14 protein-coding genes are annotated in these 17924 nt (G+C 28.4%); 6 read left to right on the forward strand and 8 right to left on the reverse strand.

The window, feature by feature from the left end:
* The first annotated feature begins 102 nt into the window (after positions 1 to 102).
* The 4 genes from AB2369_RS03875 to AB2369_RS03890 all read left to right on the forward strand — a co-directional run bounded on the left by AB2369_RS03875 (position 103) and on the right by AB2369_RS03890 (position 4843).
* On the forward strand, positions 103 to 783 hold the full coding sequence (locus AB2369_RS03875; RefSeq protein ID WP_367665161.1) for a response regulator transcription factor: 681 nt from the start codon (positions 103 to 105) through the stop codon (positions 781 to 783).
* Between the two features lie 97 nt (positions 784 to 880).
* Positions 881 to 2203 carry a sensor histidine kinase gene (locus AB2369_RS03880; RefSeq protein WP_367665162.1) on the forward strand — a complete coding sequence of 441 codons (1323 nt, stop codon included), beginning with the start codon at positions 881 to 883 and terminating at the stop codon, positions 2201 to 2203.
* 502 nt (positions 2204 to 2705) lie between these two features.
* Positions 2706 to 3371: an ABC transporter ATP-binding protein gene (locus AB2369_RS03885; protein WP_367665163.1), complete on the forward strand. Its 666-nt coding sequence runs from the start codon at positions 2706 to 2708 to the stop codon at positions 3369 to 3371.
* Positions 3372 to 3373: 2 nt separating this feature from the next.
* Complete coding sequence (locus tag AB2369_RS03890) at positions 3374 to 4843, forward strand: ABC transporter permease (RefSeq protein ID WP_367665164.1); 1470 nt, start codon at positions 3374 to 3376, stop codon at positions 4841 to 4843.
* A gap of 277 nt (positions 4844 to 5120) precedes the next feature.
* On the opposite strand, the gene AB2369_RS03895 is transcribed toward AB2369_RS03890, so the two are convergent.
* The 6 genes from AB2369_RS03895 to AB2369_RS03920 form a co-directional block, all read right to left on the reverse strand.
* The gene (locus AB2369_RS03895; RefSeq protein WP_367665165.1) at positions 5121 to 7145 is read right to left on the reverse strand and encodes an MASE3 domain-containing protein; all 2025 of its coding nucleotides are present in this window, start codon (positions 7143 to 7145) and stop codon (positions 5121 to 5123) included.
* Between the two features lie 543 nt (positions 7146 to 7688).
* On the reverse strand, positions 7689 to 8480 hold the full coding sequence (locus AB2369_RS03900; RefSeq protein ID WP_367665166.1) for a hypothetical protein: 792 nt from the start codon (positions 8478 to 8480) through the stop codon (positions 7689 to 7691).
* Between the two features lie 165 nt (positions 8481 to 8645).
* Entirely contained in the window at positions 8646 to 10109 is a 1464-nt protein-coding gene (locus AB2369_RS03905) for an aminoacyl-histidine dipeptidase (protein ID WP_367665167.1), read from the reverse strand.
* Between the two features lie 869 nt (positions 10110 to 10978).
* The gene (locus tag AB2369_RS03910) at positions 10979 to 12400 is read right to left on the reverse strand and encodes an ATP-binding protein (RefSeq protein WP_367665168.1); all 1422 of its coding nucleotides are present in this window, start codon (positions 12398 to 12400) and stop codon (positions 10979 to 10981) included.
* Positions 12401 to 13126: 726 nt separating this feature from the next.
* The gene (rpsA, locus tag AB2369_RS03915) at positions 13127 to 14284 is read right to left on the reverse strand and encodes a 30S ribosomal protein S1 (protein ID WP_367665169.1); all 1158 of its coding nucleotides are present in this window, start codon (positions 14282 to 14284) and stop codon (positions 13127 to 13129) included.
* Positions 14285 to 14763: 479 nt separating this feature from the next.
* Positions 14764 to 15279, reverse strand: a complete 516-nt coding sequence (locus AB2369_RS03920) for a hypothetical protein (protein WP_367665170.1) — start codon at positions 15277 to 15279, stop codon at positions 14764 to 14766.
* A 91-nt stretch (positions 15280 to 15370) separates the two neighbouring features.
* Between AB2369_RS03920 and AB2369_RS03925 the strand changes: the two genes are divergently transcribed.
* Entirely contained in the window at positions 15371 to 16084 is a 714-nt protein-coding gene (locus AB2369_RS03925; RefSeq protein ID WP_367665171.1) for a PspA/IM30 family protein, read from the forward strand.
* A gap of 10 nt (positions 16085 to 16094) precedes the next feature.
* The gene (locus tag AB2369_RS03930; RefSeq protein WP_367665172.1) at positions 16095 to 16754 is read left to right on the forward strand and encodes a DUF1292 domain-containing protein; all 660 of its coding nucleotides are present in this window, start codon (positions 16095 to 16097) and stop codon (positions 16752 to 16754) included.
* A gap of 85 nt (positions 16755 to 16839) precedes the next feature.
* On the opposite strand, the gene AB2369_RS03935 is transcribed toward AB2369_RS03930, so the two are convergent.
* The gene (locus tag AB2369_RS03935; RefSeq protein ID WP_367665173.1) at positions 16840 to 17040 is read right to left on the reverse strand and encodes a heavy-metal-associated domain-containing protein; all 201 of its coding nucleotides are present in this window, start codon (positions 17038 to 17040) and stop codon (positions 16840 to 16842) included.
* A 235-nt stretch (positions 17041 to 17275) separates the two neighbouring features.
* The gene (locus AB2369_RS03940; protein ID WP_367665174.1) at positions 17276 to 17542 is read right to left on the reverse strand and encodes a metal-sensing transcriptional repressor; all 267 of its coding nucleotides are present in this window, start codon (positions 17540 to 17542) and stop codon (positions 17276 to 17278) included.
* Positions 17543 to 17924 lie beyond the last annotated feature (382 nt).

Below are 17924 nucleotides of genomic sequence, written 5' to 3' on the forward strand. Positions count from 1 at the left end.
TTTATGTGATAATATAATAATATGTATTAGCTTATAAATCTAAAGGGGTTTATGAAAATTTAGTATATAACTACACTAGACACAATAAGGAGTTGATGACTTATGAATATTTTAATAGCAGAAGATGAACAGGATTTAAGAGATTTGGTTAAACTACATCTTTCAAAAGAAGGCTTTAATGTTCTTAGTGCTTCTAACGGGGCAGAGGCTTTAGAACTATTTAAAGCTAATCATATTGACCTTGCAATACTAGATGTAATGATGCCTTATATGGATGGTTTTCAGGTATTAAAATACATTAGAGAAGTTTCTGAAATCCCAGTAATTTTTGTTACAGCTAGGGGGGAAGATACAGATAAAATCCTTGGACTTGGACTTGGAGCTGATGATTATGTGGTAAAACCATTTTCTCCAATAGAATTAATGGCAAGAGTTCAAGCTCAATTAAGAAGATATTATAAATATACTAATGGTAAAACTAATACTGAAATAGCCATAGGAGATTTAGTTTTACATAAAGATAGCTGCACTATTTATAAAAACAACGATGCCCTAGAATTAAACGCTAAAGAATATAGAATAATGGAGCTACTTATGGATAACCCCGGTAAGGTCTACACTAAGAAACAACTTTATGAAAATGTTTGGCAAGATACTTATTACGGAGATGACAATACCATAATGGTTCATATAAGTCACTTAAGAGATAAAATTGAGGAAAACCCAAGAAGCCCCAAGTATTTAAAAACTATAAGAGGCATTGGATATAAGTTGGAGAAGTGATAAAATGTCTATTTTTAATAGAAATAAAAAAAGTAAACTATCAAACCTCTTATTTAGAAACTATATTTTATCATATTTAATAACTACTTTTATTCTTATGATAACCTCCTTTATTCTTATAGTAGCTGCTATGGCTCTTTATATGGAAGACGAGTATTTAGTAGATGACGCCTCTTATTATATGAAGGATGATTATACTGAAATAGACATCTCTACCCTTATTGAAAAAGGCGGTTATATGGATATAGTAAATGATAAAGGGGAAGTGATTTATTCTAAAGGAAATAAACCAGATAATAAATCTAAATATAATACTAGGGATTTTAGTACTATATTTTCAAGCAACTATTATGATGATTTTGATTCTGACTATATTTATAAAAGTGAATATAATGAGGAGAAAAATTTCTTGCTGGTTATAGCTGTACCTAAAGATCAGGAAAGTCACATAATAAAAACTAGAGGTAGGAAACCTAAACCTGATAGCTTTATGATATTTTCTCTTTGCTTATCACTAATTGTGTTCTTAATTTCCTTTATAATATATTCTAAGGCTTCTTCTAAAGCCTTCATTAAACCTTTAAGAGCTCTTATGGAAGGAGTAAAAAGAGTATCCAATGGCGATTACTCCACTAGAATTTATTTAAAATCTAATAATGAATTTGGAGAGCTTAGAGATGCCTTTAATACCATGGCAGAAAAGGTGGAAGAACAAGAAAGATTAAATATAAAATCTGAGGAGATGAGAAGAAGACTCATCCTAGATATATCTCACGATTTAAAGAACCCTCTCTCTAGCATCCTTGGATATTCAGATCTCCTTATTAAACAAGGAGATTTAAGCAAAGAGGAATTAGATAGATATCTTTTAATAATAAATAATAATAGTGTTAGAGCTAATAGTCTTATACAGGATTTATTTGATTTTTCTAAACTTCAAAGTAATGACTTTAAATTAACCTTTAAAAAAATAGATATCTGTGAATTCTTAAGGGAATTAATAGCGGAGTATGTACCTGAGCTTGAAGAAAAAGAATTTGTTTATGATTTTGATATTCCTGAAGAACCTGTTTATTTAGATATAGATGAAAAACATCTAATGAGAGCCTTTAGTAATATAATATCAAATTCTTTAAAATATAATCCTCCTGGTACTTCTTTATTAATTAAAGCTTATAAATATGAAAATAAGTTTTTAGTAAAAATAAAGGATGATGGAGTGGGTATACCAAAGGAGCTTAAACACGATATATTCCAGCCCTTTACAAGGGTTGATTCCTCTAGAAACTCTAAAAGTGGTGGAAGTGGTCTTGGACTTACCATCACCAAGGATATAATTGAAAAGCATAATGGAACCATCGGCCTTAATTGCGAGGTAAATAAAGGTTCTGAATTTACCATATCCTTTTCTATAATTTAAACTTAAGTAATCACTTAAATAATTAAGGTTATATTGATGAAACCTTCATCAATATAACCTTTTATTTTTAAATCAGATTTTATTTATACATTTAAAATCTATAAATTGCAATAAAATTCAGTTGTAAATTAATTTTTATATTTAAAATTATATAGGACTTTTAGCCTAAATCTTAACTTATACATGTACTTAAATTCTTTAAAACCTTGGGTTTTAAGTAGTGAATAAGATAAGTTTTTAACTTGAATCTTAACTTATCCATGCACTTAGACCATTTAAAACCTTAGATTTTAAATAGTGTATAAGATAAGTTTTGAATCAAAAACCCTATAATCTAAAGTTTAAGATTATTTTAAGTCTACCATAAGATTCAATTAAGTTAAATATGCTAGTATTTATATATTAACATATTTGGAATAATTAAAGAAAATAATCTGTTAAGTCTTAAGGGGATATCCCCCTTAAGTTCTTAATTATTTCCACATCTTATAGGAGGAATACCATGATAAATATTAAAAATGTTTTTAAAGTTTATAAAATGGGCAATGAAAAACTTAAAGTTCTTGATGACGTTTCAGTTAAGATAGAGAAAGGAGAATTTGTAGCTATTGTTGGCCCTTCTGGATCTGGCAAGTCTACTCTTATGAATATAATAGGTGGACTAGATAAACCTACTCAAGGGGAGGTTTTTATAGATGGAGAGGATATAAGTAAGTATAGTGATAAGGCAATGTCTAAATTTAGAAATAAAAAGATAGGTTTTGTATTTCAATCTTTTAATTTAGAGCCTACTCTTACAGCTACTGAAAATGTAATGCTTCCTCTTATGTTTTCTGGAATACCAGAAAAAGAAAGAAAAAAGCGTGCCATGGATTCCTTAGCTCTTGTGGAACTTTCAGATAGAGGGAAACATAAGCCTACTGAATTATCTGGCGGACAACGTCAAAGGGTTAGTATTGCAAGAGCACTAGTTACAGACCCTAAAATAATTCTTGCAGATGAGCCTACTGGAAACCTAGATTCTAAAAGTGGTAAGAATGTAATGGATATACTTACTGGATTTAAGAAACAAGGATATACCATAGTTATGGTAACTCATAATCCTGAAGAGGCATCCTATGCAGATAGAGTTATCAAAATTCAAGATGGTGCTATAAAGGAGAACTAATAATGAGATTTTTTGATTATATAAAAACAGCTTTTGGAAACCTTAGAAGAAGAAAAATGAGGACTTTTTTAACCTCCTTTGCAGTATCTATAGGAACCATGCTTATTATACTTATGGTGAGTCTTGGGGTAGGAGTTCGTGATTTCATTATAGATACTATAAATGAAAATACCTCTGCAACTTTAATATCTGTGTTCCCTAACAAGGTAGATGATTCAGTTAAAGAAGAGAAAGAAAAACCTACTGATAATGACGATGATGATGCTGCTACAATGGGAGATATGCCTTCTTTCGCAAAAACTAAATTCACAAAAATAAGTGATGAAAATGTATCTAAGATTGTTAACATGAAAGAAGTTAATGATGTTTCTTTAAGGTCTAATGTAAAAATAGACACCATAAACTTAGTAGGACATAAAACTAGGAAAAACCCATCTCTTATAGGTGTGGATACAAGATATTCAATTTTGACTAAGGGGGAAATAAAATCTGTACAGTTAAAGGAGAATAATCCTTCCCTTAATCTAATAGAAGAAGGTAGAACTTTTAATAAAGAAGATAAAAACTCTGCTATAATCGGTGCTGAATACCTTAAAAAGTTAGGCATTGAAAACCCTAAGGATGCCATAGGTAAGGAGCTTAAGTTAAGTGCTACGGCTAAAGCTATAAATACTACTAATGGAACTGAAAACTCCATAAATTCTTCTGGAATAGTGGTAACTACTGAAGCCCCTGGAAACTCTTCTGAAACCACTATAAATAATGTACCTAAAGCTGAACCTTTAAACAAAACTGTAACTATAGTAGGAGTTATAAATGAGAAATTTCCTCTTAAGGATAAAATCCTTGTATCTTTAGATGTGGCTTCAGACTTTTTAAACTACCTAAACTTTAATGATAAGTACTTTGAAGAAAAAGGCGTGGATCAACTTAATGTAGATGTTAAAAATATCCCTGATGTAACAGACGTCTCTAAAGCTATAGGTGAAATGGGATACGCTACTTCTAATGTTCAGAGCCTTATAAGCGGCATAAAATCTATATTCGCTGTAATTCAAGGTGTTCTTTCAGTAGTTGGAGCTATAATAGTATTTGTTGCTGCTCTTGGTGTTATAAATACTATGACCATGGCAATATACGAAAGAACTCGTTCTATTGGTATAATGAAGGCTCTTGGAGCATCTAAAAATGATATAAAATTATTGTTCTTAACTGAATCTGGAGCTATAGGATTCTTAGGTGGACTTCTTGGATTATTATTTAGCACTATAAATGTGGGGATAATAAAGGTAATACTTAAATTTTACTTAAACTCTAAAGGAATAACTGATGTTCCTCAGGTATTCTCAACTCCACTTTGGCTTATAGCTGGAACCATAGGTTTTGCAATACTTATATCCATATTAGCTGGAATAATACCAGCATCTAAAGCTGCAAAACTTGACCCTGTAGAATCTCTAAGATACGAGTAAACCATGTAAAAGGGCTGTGGCATTAAGAATAAATACTACAATATATTGTGCTAATTTTAAATTTGCAAATCAATATATTGTATGTAAACTTCTTAGTGCAACAGCCCTTTTAATATATGTACTAATGACCTTATATGTTTTATTCTATCTTATTTGATAAAAATCCATATAGTCATATTAAACTTTTACTATTGACTCTTATATATAAGTTAAAACTCATTTTATTTTTAGAGCTTTCATTATTGATTTTTAATAAAATACTATATATTCTCTAGGTTTAAAGATATATATCTGAAAACTCTATTTCTACTTTTTCCTTAAGATTTCTATCCTCAATAACTGCTATTTTATCTTCATGTTCTAAAATAAATGAGTCTTTATAAAGAGTTACTATAAATTCGCTTCCTGAACTGCTCTCATTACTTACAATATTTATATCTCCCTTTAAAAGCTCAACAAATCCCTTAACTATTGAAAGCCCCATTCCAGTCCCTTCTACATTTCTTCTTAAAGACTTGTCCACCCTATTAAGATTTTTAAATATTTCCTCTCTCTTATCAATAGGTATTCCTATTCCCTTATCCTTTACACATATTTTTATTGAATCTTTATAATCCTTAATATCTACATTAATATCTTTCTTGTTCTCATCAAATTTAACAGCATTAGATAATAAGTTCAGTATTATACGCTCTACCATATGCTTATCACACGGGATTATCATCTCTTCTATATCAGTATCAAAAATAACCTCTATATTATATGGCTTCAAATAATTAGATACCTCCATAACTATATCTTCAACTACTGGTACTATGTCGTAATTTCTTATTATAAGTTTATAACATCTAGTTTCTATAGTAGTTTTATCAAGAAGGTTGTCTACCATTCTAAGAAGTCTTAAACAATTTACTTTAACTACTCCATTGTATTTTCTTATTTGATATATATCCTCCTTATCCGTATATATATTTTGTAGCTGAAGAGCACTATAAATAACATTTATAGGTGTTTTAAGTTCATGAGAAATATTGGAAAAAAGTTCAATCTTAATCCTTTCTTCTGCAAGACTTTTCATGAGCCTTCCTTGAGTCTCCTCCATTTGTTTTCTATATGTTAAATCCCTAAGTACTCCTATTATGTAAACCTCATTATCATAAACATGCTTTATAGATGTGACCTCTACATCTATAATTTTTCCTTTTAAGGTAACCATTTTCTCTTCAACTATTGGAAGATGTTCATAATTACTGCTTAACATATCTATTCTATTATCTACTAGATTTTTAGACTCTTCATGGATTATAGTATGTATATGTTTGCCTACAAGATCCATGTAATCAGTTGCTTCAAATAAATTTAAAGCTTCTTTGTTAATATAATTTATATGACCATCCTTAATTCTTATAACTGCATTAGGAAGACAACTTAAAAGGTTTTTATACCTATCACTGCTTTTCTCTAAATCTTTCTTTGCTTTTTTAAGTTCTTCATTTCTACTGCAAAGCTCTTTATTAATCGAGATCATCATGTCATTCTTATCATTTAATCCCTTAAATATATTTTTAAAAGGATTTGTTAGAGAATGTTTTACTATTACATAATATATAGACACTGTTGATATAAAGTTAAGTATATCATTTATATTGCTAAATTTATCTAAAGATAATACGAATATGATTTGACATAATATATTTGTTATTACATAAACATTAATTATTATAAAGTCTTTTTTGTCAAAAAACCTCTTATTTTTAGTAAGAAAAACTAGCCCCATTAAAAATAATACAAATATAATTAATTGATTTACTTTAAAAAATTTTCTTGAAATATAATAAAGAGATATTTTATTAAAACTTAAGCATAAATCAATTAAAAGAAACCCATAGTATATTGTAAATACCTTGTTATAGTTAATCTTTTTTCCTATAAGTTTAAAGGCATAAACGAAAGTCAATGCTTCTAGATATCTTGCAGAAGTCCAAAAACTTAGCATGGCATCCATGCCCATAGTGAATATAATTGAATTTTTACTAAAGGTTAATAGGTAAAAAAAATCAAATATGACAACACATCCATATCCAAATCCTAAAAACGTAAAAAACTCGTTACTAGATATTTTATAGGTATTAATACATATAATCAAAGTACTTACCCCTACGATCAATGTAAATCCTTCTAATAATATATGAATATCCTTGGTATGAATAAGGTTGCTATATGAGAATAAAAGTACCATTGTGGCAGTAAATATTAACTTAAAGGTTAAACTACTCTTAATTTTTTCAAGAAAACTCTCCATCCCCTCATCTCCTCCTTCCTTATTTTATAATAAATTGTAAAACATTTCATTATTTTCCCCTAAATTTCTCTAATTAATTTTATTGTAATTTTAAACAAATATATTTTAGTTAATTTTATAGTGACTTTATTAACTTTTTATTAATCATACATAATATTTCTTAATAATTTTAGCATGTACGTATTTTTATAATTCATGGATATAAGACTATTTCCTTTAAAGTTATACATAATATTTACTTTTATTCTTAAAGTGTAGGAGTACTAAATTAAAAACAGAATATTTCTATTATTAATTCTTTAATAAAGGTCTCTATTGTTAAAAGAAAGCTATAAAATTTATTTTTAATAGTAAAATATACCCTATAAATAGAATCACTTACCGATCTATCCTATAGGGCATACTTAGACTTTATAAATCTCATAGCTTATTTATTAAAGAAAATTCTTCTCAAATATCTCTTAAATTTTATTAAATTAAAATTATATTTATTTTTTATTAAATAAGATGTTATTATGTTAATTTAAAATGTGTTTCTAGAACTTATTCACCCTTATGCTGGTGGTCATTTATATGATTCATGCAATATTCATGTAACCCCTCACACTTTGAACAATATCTAAATTCCATTCCCTCATCATCTTTTTCTGTTACTCCACAAACCTCACATTTATGGACATAATTCTTAGTATTAACTTCTATAGTTTTAGCCTTATACTCATATTTTCTTTTCTTATTTTTCATGCCGTATATAACGTCTTTACCAAAGAAAATAAAATAATTTAGGAGACAAAAAACTATTAATATTCTATAATCATTAGTTGAAAATATAAATCTATATATTATAAATATCCAGTTTAATATAGCCATATACCTTACTTTAATAGGCAGTACGAAGAACAATAGCACTTCAAAATCTGGATGTACCTTAGCGAAAGCTAAAAATAAAGATAAATTTAGAAATGTCGGATCTCCTATTCCACCAACCAAATATGTTGCTATTATTATGCCTATAACTCCACAGAAGTAGAATAAATTAAATTTAAAAGATCCCCAATGATACTCTAATCCACTCCCAGCTAAGTAATAGAAATAAAGAGCAAATATAAGGAAGAAGGGGGATGTAAGTGGAGGTATAAATACAAAAGTAATAACTCTCCAAAACTGTCCTTTCATAACTAAATCCCAGTCTAAGTACAATAAATTTAATATATCCTGTCTCTGCATAAATACTATAACAAAATATAATAGGGCATTAGCAGCTACAATGTAACTCATAAGATTTTTTATAGCAAACTTACCAAACTTTCTTTCAAGCCTATCTAAAAAATTCATAGTTTTTCTCCTTTCAAAGAGCTTATAAAGTATATTATAAATAAAAACTCCCTCATTGTAAATTAATCTACATATGTTCTAATATTAAATTTACATAATTATTCCTATAAAACTAAAAGGGAGAACCCTAAATTGTCCTCCCTTTTACTCAACTCTTAATTATTTTTATTTTATTTCCTTTAATACATTTACTAGATACTCAAAACATCTCTCCACAGATCCTATGCTCATATGCTCATTTGGAGTGTGAACATCATAAAGATTAGGTCCAAAGGATATCATATCTACATCTTTTAACTTTTTCTTAAATAATCCACATTCAAGACCTGCATGAAGTGCTGCAATCTCTGGTTTCTTTCCATTCATGTCTTCATATACCTTTACGAATACTTCTCTTATTTTAGAGTCTTTATCATATTGCCATTCTGGATAATCAGAAACCTCTTCAATAGTAGCTCCTACAAGGCTTACTAAAGCCTTAGTTTTATCTACTATATCTCTTTTTAAAGACTCTACAGAGCTTCTTACAGCACTACTAATTTCTATATAATCTTCAAAGGTTCTAACAACTCCTACATTGGTAGAGCTTTGAACAAGACCTTCTATATCCATACTCATAGTCTCTATTCCATTTGGCATTAAATAAAGAAGCTTTATAACCTTTTCAGTAGATGCCTTAGATAAACACTTTCCACTTAACTTATCTAAAACTTCCACCTCTAAATGTATTCCACTATCTGATGTTCTTAACTCATTCTTTATTATTTCATTAAACATTCTGATTCTTTCTTTTAATAAGTCTAAAGAACTTTTATATATTTTAATAGTTGCATCACATTCTCTTGGTATAGCATTATCCTTAGCTCCGCCATTTAGAGATAATAAATAAAGATCCATACGTCTATTTAATTTATTTAAGAATCTTCCCATTATTTTATTGGCATTTCCTCTTTCTTTGTTTATGTCCATTCCAGAGTGTCCACCTTTTAATCCTCTAACCTTTACAACACAATCAAGACCTTCATTTAATGGCGAGTCTATGTGTTCTATAGGAAGTTTAACATGGGTCCTAAGGCCTCCTGCACAGCTTACTAAAAGCTTGCCTTCTTCCTCTGAATCTATATTTATTAAGATTTTACCTTCTACATCCTCACTCTTTAACCCTATAGCTCCCCCCATACCTGTCTCTTCTTCAGTTGTAAGTAATACCTCAAGAGGTGGGTGCTCTATTTCCTTAGAAGCAAGAATCGCCATAGCATAAGCAACTGCAATACCATTATCTGCTCCTAAAGTCGTGTCTGTAGCATATATATAATCTCCCTCTGATCTAAGCTTTAATGGATCCTTTAAAAAATCATGGTCTGTTCCTATATTCTTTTCACACACCATATCCACATGTCCTTGTAATATAACTCTTGGAGCATTTTCATATCCCTTAGTTCCGTCTTTTCTTATGATCACATTTAAGGCTTCATCCTGAATGACAAATAACCCTAATTCCTTTGCAAAGTTAACCATGTAATCACTTATTTCTTTTTCATTTCCAGATCCCCTTGGAATTCTTGAAATATCCTCAAAATACTTAAAAACTTCAAGGTTACTCACTTTTTCTAACACTCTATTTTCCATACCTCTCACTCCTTAAATAATAGATGATAATATATATAAATTTCTGTTTATATTCTAAATTAAACTTATTATAACAGAAAAACCTTAACTAGTATATAGTATTTAAGTAATAATATAACACATAATCTAATGTGTTTCATAATAAATTTCATGATATCTTCTTCAACTCTAGTTCATTATATCACTTCCATCAAATTTATGTAAACATTTTCTATAAATCTTATAATTAAATTTATGAAAATATAAAATTTGATTATCTTTTATATTTTCAATATTCATTACTTAAATAATATTTAAGTATCCCTTAAGAACTTTCTAATAGTAATAATATAAAATAAGATCAATATTTAGAATAATCATTATAGGGTTTTTGATTCAAAACTTATCTTATTCACTACTTAAACTCTAAGGTTTTAAAGGATTTAAGTACATGTATAAGTTAAGATTCAAGCTAAAAACCCTATATAACTTAAAGCTTAGTTCTAAATACCATAATATACATCTATATTATATAAAAAAATAAAAATTCACTTTAGCATATATATATTATTCATATATATTGATTTTATTCCTTAAAATACATAATATGAGTATAAATTTGAATTCACTCTAAAAACTCTCTAATATTTTAGGTTAAAGTAAAAAGGACTGTGGCACAAAGAATAAAAACTACAACATATTGTATTAGATTTTTAAATTCTAAAACAACATATTGTGGTTAGATTTCTTAAGTCGACAGCCCCCTATTACTCTTTTCTTTTATATAAATTTACTACACGGCATCTTAAATTACATCTCTCTAGCATTATCATAGTATATTTAAAGGTTAAATTTAAATAAGCTGCATTTATATACTTATCATATCATAGCTATATGTCAGATAATTCTATCTTTCTTTTATCCATGTCCAAACCTCTGATAAGTTCTTCACACTCAATGTCACTAAAATTTATAGGTAAAGCTATAATAAACTCTGTTCCTTGATTTTCTTTACTTATAACCTTTATGCTTCCATTATGGAGCTCTACAAAAGACTTAACTATGGCAAGCCCTACTCCATTACCATACTGACCACAGTTATTATGAACTTTAACGTATCTATTAAATATTGTGCACAATTTATCTTCACATATTCCTATTCCATTATCCTTTACACTTATCATAACCTTATCTTTTTCTCTTTTTATATTAACTATAATATTTCCACCACGATGTGTAAACTTTACTGAATTAGATATTAAATTTAATATTATTCTCTCTATGACATCTTCATCAAAGGTAGTAATGATTTCTTCCTCTTCTGTATCGAATACAAAATCTATATTTTTAGAAGTTATATAAAGAATCAATGAGTCACAAATATTCTCTACAGTATATACTATATTTCCCTTAGTCTTGTTTAACTCATAGTATCCACTATCTATTTTAGATAAATCTATAATATTATTTAAGAATTTAATAAGTCTAAAAGTATTATTTTTTATAACTTCAAGATATTCCTTCCTTTTGTTTTCCTTAAGATTTTCCTGTTCTAGTAATTGAATAGAGCTATTTATTACATTTAAAGGAGTCTTAATATCATGGGATACATTAGTAAAGAACTCCATTTTAAATTTATCCTCTTCTATTAACTTTTTCATTTTCTTATTTTCTGTTATATCCCTTATAGAACCTACTGCTCCATTAAAATCATTATAATATCCTCTCTTATTCTTAAAGCTCATTTCAAGATTAATATTATCATTCTTGTGTGTTCTCCCTACAACCTCAATATCAGAATATGTAGCCTCTCCCCTTAAAAAATATCTTGAAAAATCTATATATATAAATCTCTGTATATTATTCCATATTATATCCTCTAAATTATATCCTAAAATTTCTATGGAAGAATCACTAACAAAGGTAAAATCTCCATTTTTATCTATCTCGAATATAATATCTCTCTGACTTGATATTATATCTTTAAGCCTTAATTCTTTATGTTTAATTTCCTGTTCTAAATCTACAATCTCTAAGTACACCTTTTCTAAGTTTAATAACCCAAGCTCTATAAAAAATTTCACTTGAAGGAATATACTTAACATATATAATAAAGGTAAATATCTCTCATTTAAAGAAAACATAGGGAAAATTATAAAATAGATTCCTACTAGAATCACAGTAACTATAAAATTTTTAAATATTTTAGATTTTATATCTATGCTCATTAATATTATGCCTTCATATATAAATAATGCTCCCATAATGAATACTGTTATATTTATTAAAGATTCAGACTTACTTTCGAACACTAAAGCTATAAAAAATATAATATACATTAAGTAAAAAATATACTTCTTCCACTTTGATAGATATCCATAAAAGAATTCATCAATTAGATATATAAGAATGTTATAACTAATTATGTTAAATCCACCTCTAATAGAATTAAGGGTGTAACTCTCTTTAACCCACCCGTAAATAATGAATATGCTTATGAGGTGAGCAAGTATCCTAAAAATTATTATTTTTTTACCCAATAAAATAACCTTGTCTTTATTTATCATATTTATGTATATAAATACTAAATATATTAAAATTGAACTCCAAATAGAAATTAAAACAGGTATCTCTAACCCCCTCATAGACACCCTCCTTCACTTACAATAATTTCCTATGTCGTTTATTGTCTAACAAGTATATTTTACCACTTTTTTTAGTAAATAAAAACGATTTAAGTAAAATTTTATTACTTATAACAAATTATTTATATCTATTAAAAATATTATATTAAATTTTTATAAAAACTTTAATATAAAAAAGACTTTACTAAGTTTTATGTAAACTCTAAGTAAAGTCTCTAATTTATATATGTTATTGAAAAATTTATCTGATGGCTAGGAACTGTAACACCCACATCCTCTTAAAAGATGTGAGATAACAGTTACTACGCCCCTAGATTAACTCATCTAATCTTTAGATGGTTGAAAAGACACCATCTAAAAGAAGATTCGTTCTATCCTAAGTAATATTTTTTTCTATTTAAATAAATCCTTTAATTTATCTCCAAAGATATCTCCAAGGGCTATACCATTTTCTTCATCTAAAAACTCTGAATAATCTTCTTTAGGAGTTTCTACTGCATCCTTTATGCTTAAAGATATTCTCTTATTATCCTTGTTTATATCTAGGATTTTCACCTTTACCTTTTCATTTAAAGTTAATACATCTGAAGGTTTAACTACTCTTTCTTCACTTATTTCAGATAAATGAACTAATCCTTCTATTCCATCCTTAACTTCTACAATAGCTCCAACAGATATAAACTTAACTATAGTTCCTTCTACTACATCATTAACCTTTAACTCTTCCTGTGCAGTATTCCAAGGATCATTTATTATATCCTTTAAAGCTAGAGATATTCTGTTCTTCTCCTTATCAAAGTCTAATATGTAGACTTCTACCTGGTCCCCTATACTAACCACTTGTTCTGCTTTTACTACCCTCTTCCAGCTCAAGTCACTCAAATGTACAAGTCCCTCTAATCCTCCAATATCTACAAAAGCCCCAAAGTTTACAAGACGTGTTACTTTTCCTTTTATTTTTTCTCCCTTATTTAAGGATTTCCATAGTTCTTCTACTTTACCTTTTCTCTCTTCCTCTAGAAGTATTCTTCTAGAAGCTACAACCTTCTTATTCTTCTCATCAAACTCTATAAGTCTAACTTCTATTTCATTTCCTATAAGGGTCTTAATATCCTTTCCTCTTTCATTAAAACATTGAGATGCAGGTATAAATCCTCTTATATCTTCTACGTAAAATACAAGACCTCCTTTTACCTCCTCTTTAGGAGTAACCTTTAAAGTCTCTTCCTCTTTAAAAGCTTTTCTTAAGCTCTTCCAAGAATTTATAACATCTACTTTCTTTTTAGAAAGTATTAGGTTTCCCTCTCCATCATTCATCTTAAGTATCATAACTTCTATAACATCATCTACCTTAGCTACCTCTTGAAGATCCTCTTCTTCATTGTATACATATTCACTCTTTGGAATTATTCCATCCTTCATGTAATTTATATTTACTATTACTTCCTTTGAAGTAACGCTTAAAATCTTTCCCTTTACTATTTCTCCTTCCCTTAAGCTTTTTAGATCATAATCTTTTAAAAGCTCTTCCATAGACATTTCATTAGTCATAATATCACTCCTTAATACTTTATACTTTCATTTTACAAAAGACTTCTAAGTAATTTCAACTTAATTACCTTAATTCTTTAAGTTTTTCTTAATTAACACTTTTTATGTTTATATATTTAATAGAATACTATAGAATATATATATAATATCTATTATGTTTAAGAAGCGAAATATTATAACCTGTTTTATATAGTATGATATACCACTTAAAACGTTTAATATTTCAAGTAAATAAGAGATACTTAACTATTTATTGAGTTATTTTAGATTCTATAGTGTTTTTTAGTTAAATTAGCCCTATTTTAGCCGTTGCTAAGTAGTGTTATATACCATATAATTGATTCATAGATAACTTATCTATAGGGGTAACTTAATTTTTTTATTTAATATTTTTAGGGGGTGATGGTGATAAAAAATAAAAAGCGCTTTTTATTTAGCCTATTCTTAATTTTTATATTCACTTTAACTAGTTATATTGACTATGAATTCTTTCCAATAAATATAAATAATACTGAAGTAGCTATGGCAAAAGGAGCAAAAAGCTCTGGAGGATTTAGGAGCTCTAGTAGTTCTAAATCTAGTTCCTTAACTAAAGCCTCAACTTCGAGTAAGTCATCTACTAGCGGTTCTAAATCCGGATCCTTTAGTAAGCCTTCTAGTAGTAAATCTTCTTCTGGTTCATCCAGTAGTAAGTCTTCTACTAATAAGTCATCTAATTCAAATAGTAAATCATCTACTGGTGGTTTTAAATCCGGATCTTTTAGTAGCCCTTCTGGTGGAGATTCATCTTCTGGCGGAACTAAATCAGGTAGCTTTTCGAAGCCTTCTGAAAATAATGGCTCCAATAGTTCATCTTCATCCAGTAGTGAGAAAAAAGAAAAGCGATCCTTTATACCAATACCAATTCCATTTGGTGGGGGTGGTGGATTCTTTGGAGGTCCTAGAACATCAAGGGGATCTTCTAGCTTCTTAGGTGGAATCTTCGGATTCATCATTACAATAATAATATTAATTCTAATAATAAAACTTATTAAAAAATTTATAAATAGAAAATATAAATAGTAAGAATTTAAGGAGGATTTAAAAATGGGAGTATTTAATAGAATATCAAATATGTTTAGAGCAAAGGTGAATAATAGCTTAGATGAAATGGAAAATCCAATAGAGTTACTTGATCAAAAGGTGAGAGATATGGAAGAGAGCTTAGGTAAGGCAAAACTTTCATCAGCACAAATTCTTGGTAATGTTCACGAAATAGAAAAGAAAATGTCTGTTGCAAAAAAAGAGTCAGAAGACTTTGATTCAAAGGTAAAGTTTGCTTTATCTAAAGGAAATGAGGATTTAGCTAAAAAAGCTCTTTCTAAAAAGCTTGAGGCTGATAAAAAATATGAATCTTTAAATAAGAGCTATGGAGAAGCTAAGGAAAAAGCTGAAGCTATAAAGAAAAATCTAAGAGCTCTTGAGGAAGAAATAGAGAAGACTAGATCTTATAGAGATGAAGCTGCTGCTAGATACAACAATGCTGAAGCTTCAAAGAAAGTTAATGAAATTCTTTCTAACGTTCAAACTTCATCTAATAAAATAAATATAGATGACATAGAAAGAAAGATTCAAAGAAAAGAGGCTACTGCTGAAGGACTTGCAGATCTTAGAGAAGATAATAGCTTAGAAAAAGAGTTTGAAGCTTTAGAATCTCTTGATTTAGAGGCAGAACTTGAAAAATATAAAAATGGCGGTGAAAAGCCAGCTACTACATCTGAAATAGATAGTGAGCTTGAAAAATATAAAGAAAATAAATAGGTGATATGTAATGTCTAAAGCTTTAGAGTTCATAAATAGCGAGAAAAAGCATTATGGTAAAATCTTCGTAGATGTAAGCTACGCCATAGATAATGTAACTCCTTTTCTAGATAAGGATGTTTTAAATAAACGAAAATATGTAATAAAGTTTCCTGTAATAAAAAAATATATTGATGTTTTAGATGGTGCAGAAGCAGAAGCTAAGAAATCCTCCGGATTTATGTCAATGTTTAAGGGTGATAAGGTTACCCCTTTAGTTGAAAGCTTTAAGAGTGATAATAGAGAAAACTTAATCCAACTAGAAAACTGTAGCAGATGCACCTGTTTAAACTGTACTGCTCAATGTAACTTTGCATCTTGTGAAGGTTGCAGACCTGGCTCATTTATAGCCTACTGCGATCATGAAAGATATAATGTGACTAAACATGAAAACTTTACTATAGAACTTACTAACAACAGAACTGGTCGTACAGATAGATATAAAGTCATGGCCACTATGGAAGACTGTGTAGAGGATAAAAAGTATATAGTAATACAAAATATTATGGATAATACGGATAAATATATACTTCATTATTACCCTGGAATATCTGAAGATGATTATGGTGAAATAACAGATGGTGAAGAGTTTGATACCATAGCCTCTTTATATGGAAGAGTGGATGTATAATATTAAAGAAACAAAAGAGCTACCTAATAATAGAATCAACTTCTATTGTTAGGTAGCCTTCTTTATTATTATATAAAATAGTATATTAGTTTATAGATACAACCTCATATCCTACTTCATCTATAACTTCTTTTATCTTATCATCAGAGATTTCTCCCTCTATAACAGCTGTCTTAGAAGCTAGATCTACATCTACAGAAGTTACTCCTTCAACTTCTGTTAAAGCTTCCTTAACATGTCCTACACAATGACCACAGCTCATTCCTTCTATTATTACCTTTTTCATAAATCTCTCTCCTTTAAAATATATAATGTACAAGGTACAATGCCCCCTGTCATGGCAAGATTTATAAATATTATTATAATTTAACTTATTATAGCTAAATTATTTTGAATTCCTTAGATTTTAAATTTTACCTTTTGTAATTAAGGAAGAAGCTTTTCGTCCTTAATTATAAAAAGTTTAACTTATTAAGCTTTAAAGTACTTATTATTTAAAAGATTCCCCATAACATATACTTTTATTTATATAGCAGTTTTTCTAATACCTGCATAAGCTCTTTTACCTTTTCTTCTCCGCTTTCATGTAAAAAAGCTTCCTTAACACAACAATTCATGTGATTTTCTAAAATTATCATGTTCGCTCTTTTAATTTGAGCTCCCGCTGCAATAATTTGATTTGATATATCTATACAATATCTATCATCTTCAATCATTTTTATTATTCCATCTATTTGACCTCTAGCAGTCTTTAATGCTTGAATAGCCTTTTTTCCTTGATCAGTCACTTACACCACCTCCTCCCCCCAGTGGGGTGCCTTGTATTTATACTATATCACTACCGATAACTTCTATCAAGAACTTTTTTAAAAAATTTTATACAATTTCTCCATAGACTTAACCTCTTATTAAAGTTAAAGATTAAATCTTATAAACTAGTACTACATTACACCTTAAACTAAAACTATGCCACCATGATTTATAGAATAATTATTAGAAATCATTTAACCTTATTATTTTATCAATGTATAATCTTCATATTAGAATAGGAGCCCTATAGTTCAAATATATTTTCTTTTCACAATAATTATCTAGTTTATAATTTAAATACACTCTTATAGGGTTTTTGATTCAAAACTTATCTTATGCACTGATTAAAATCTAAGACTT

This window comes from Clostridium sp. (assembly GCF_040797585.1).
Classification (GTDB): domain Bacteria; phylum Bacillota; class Clostridia; order Clostridiales; family Clostridiaceae; genus Clostridium_Z.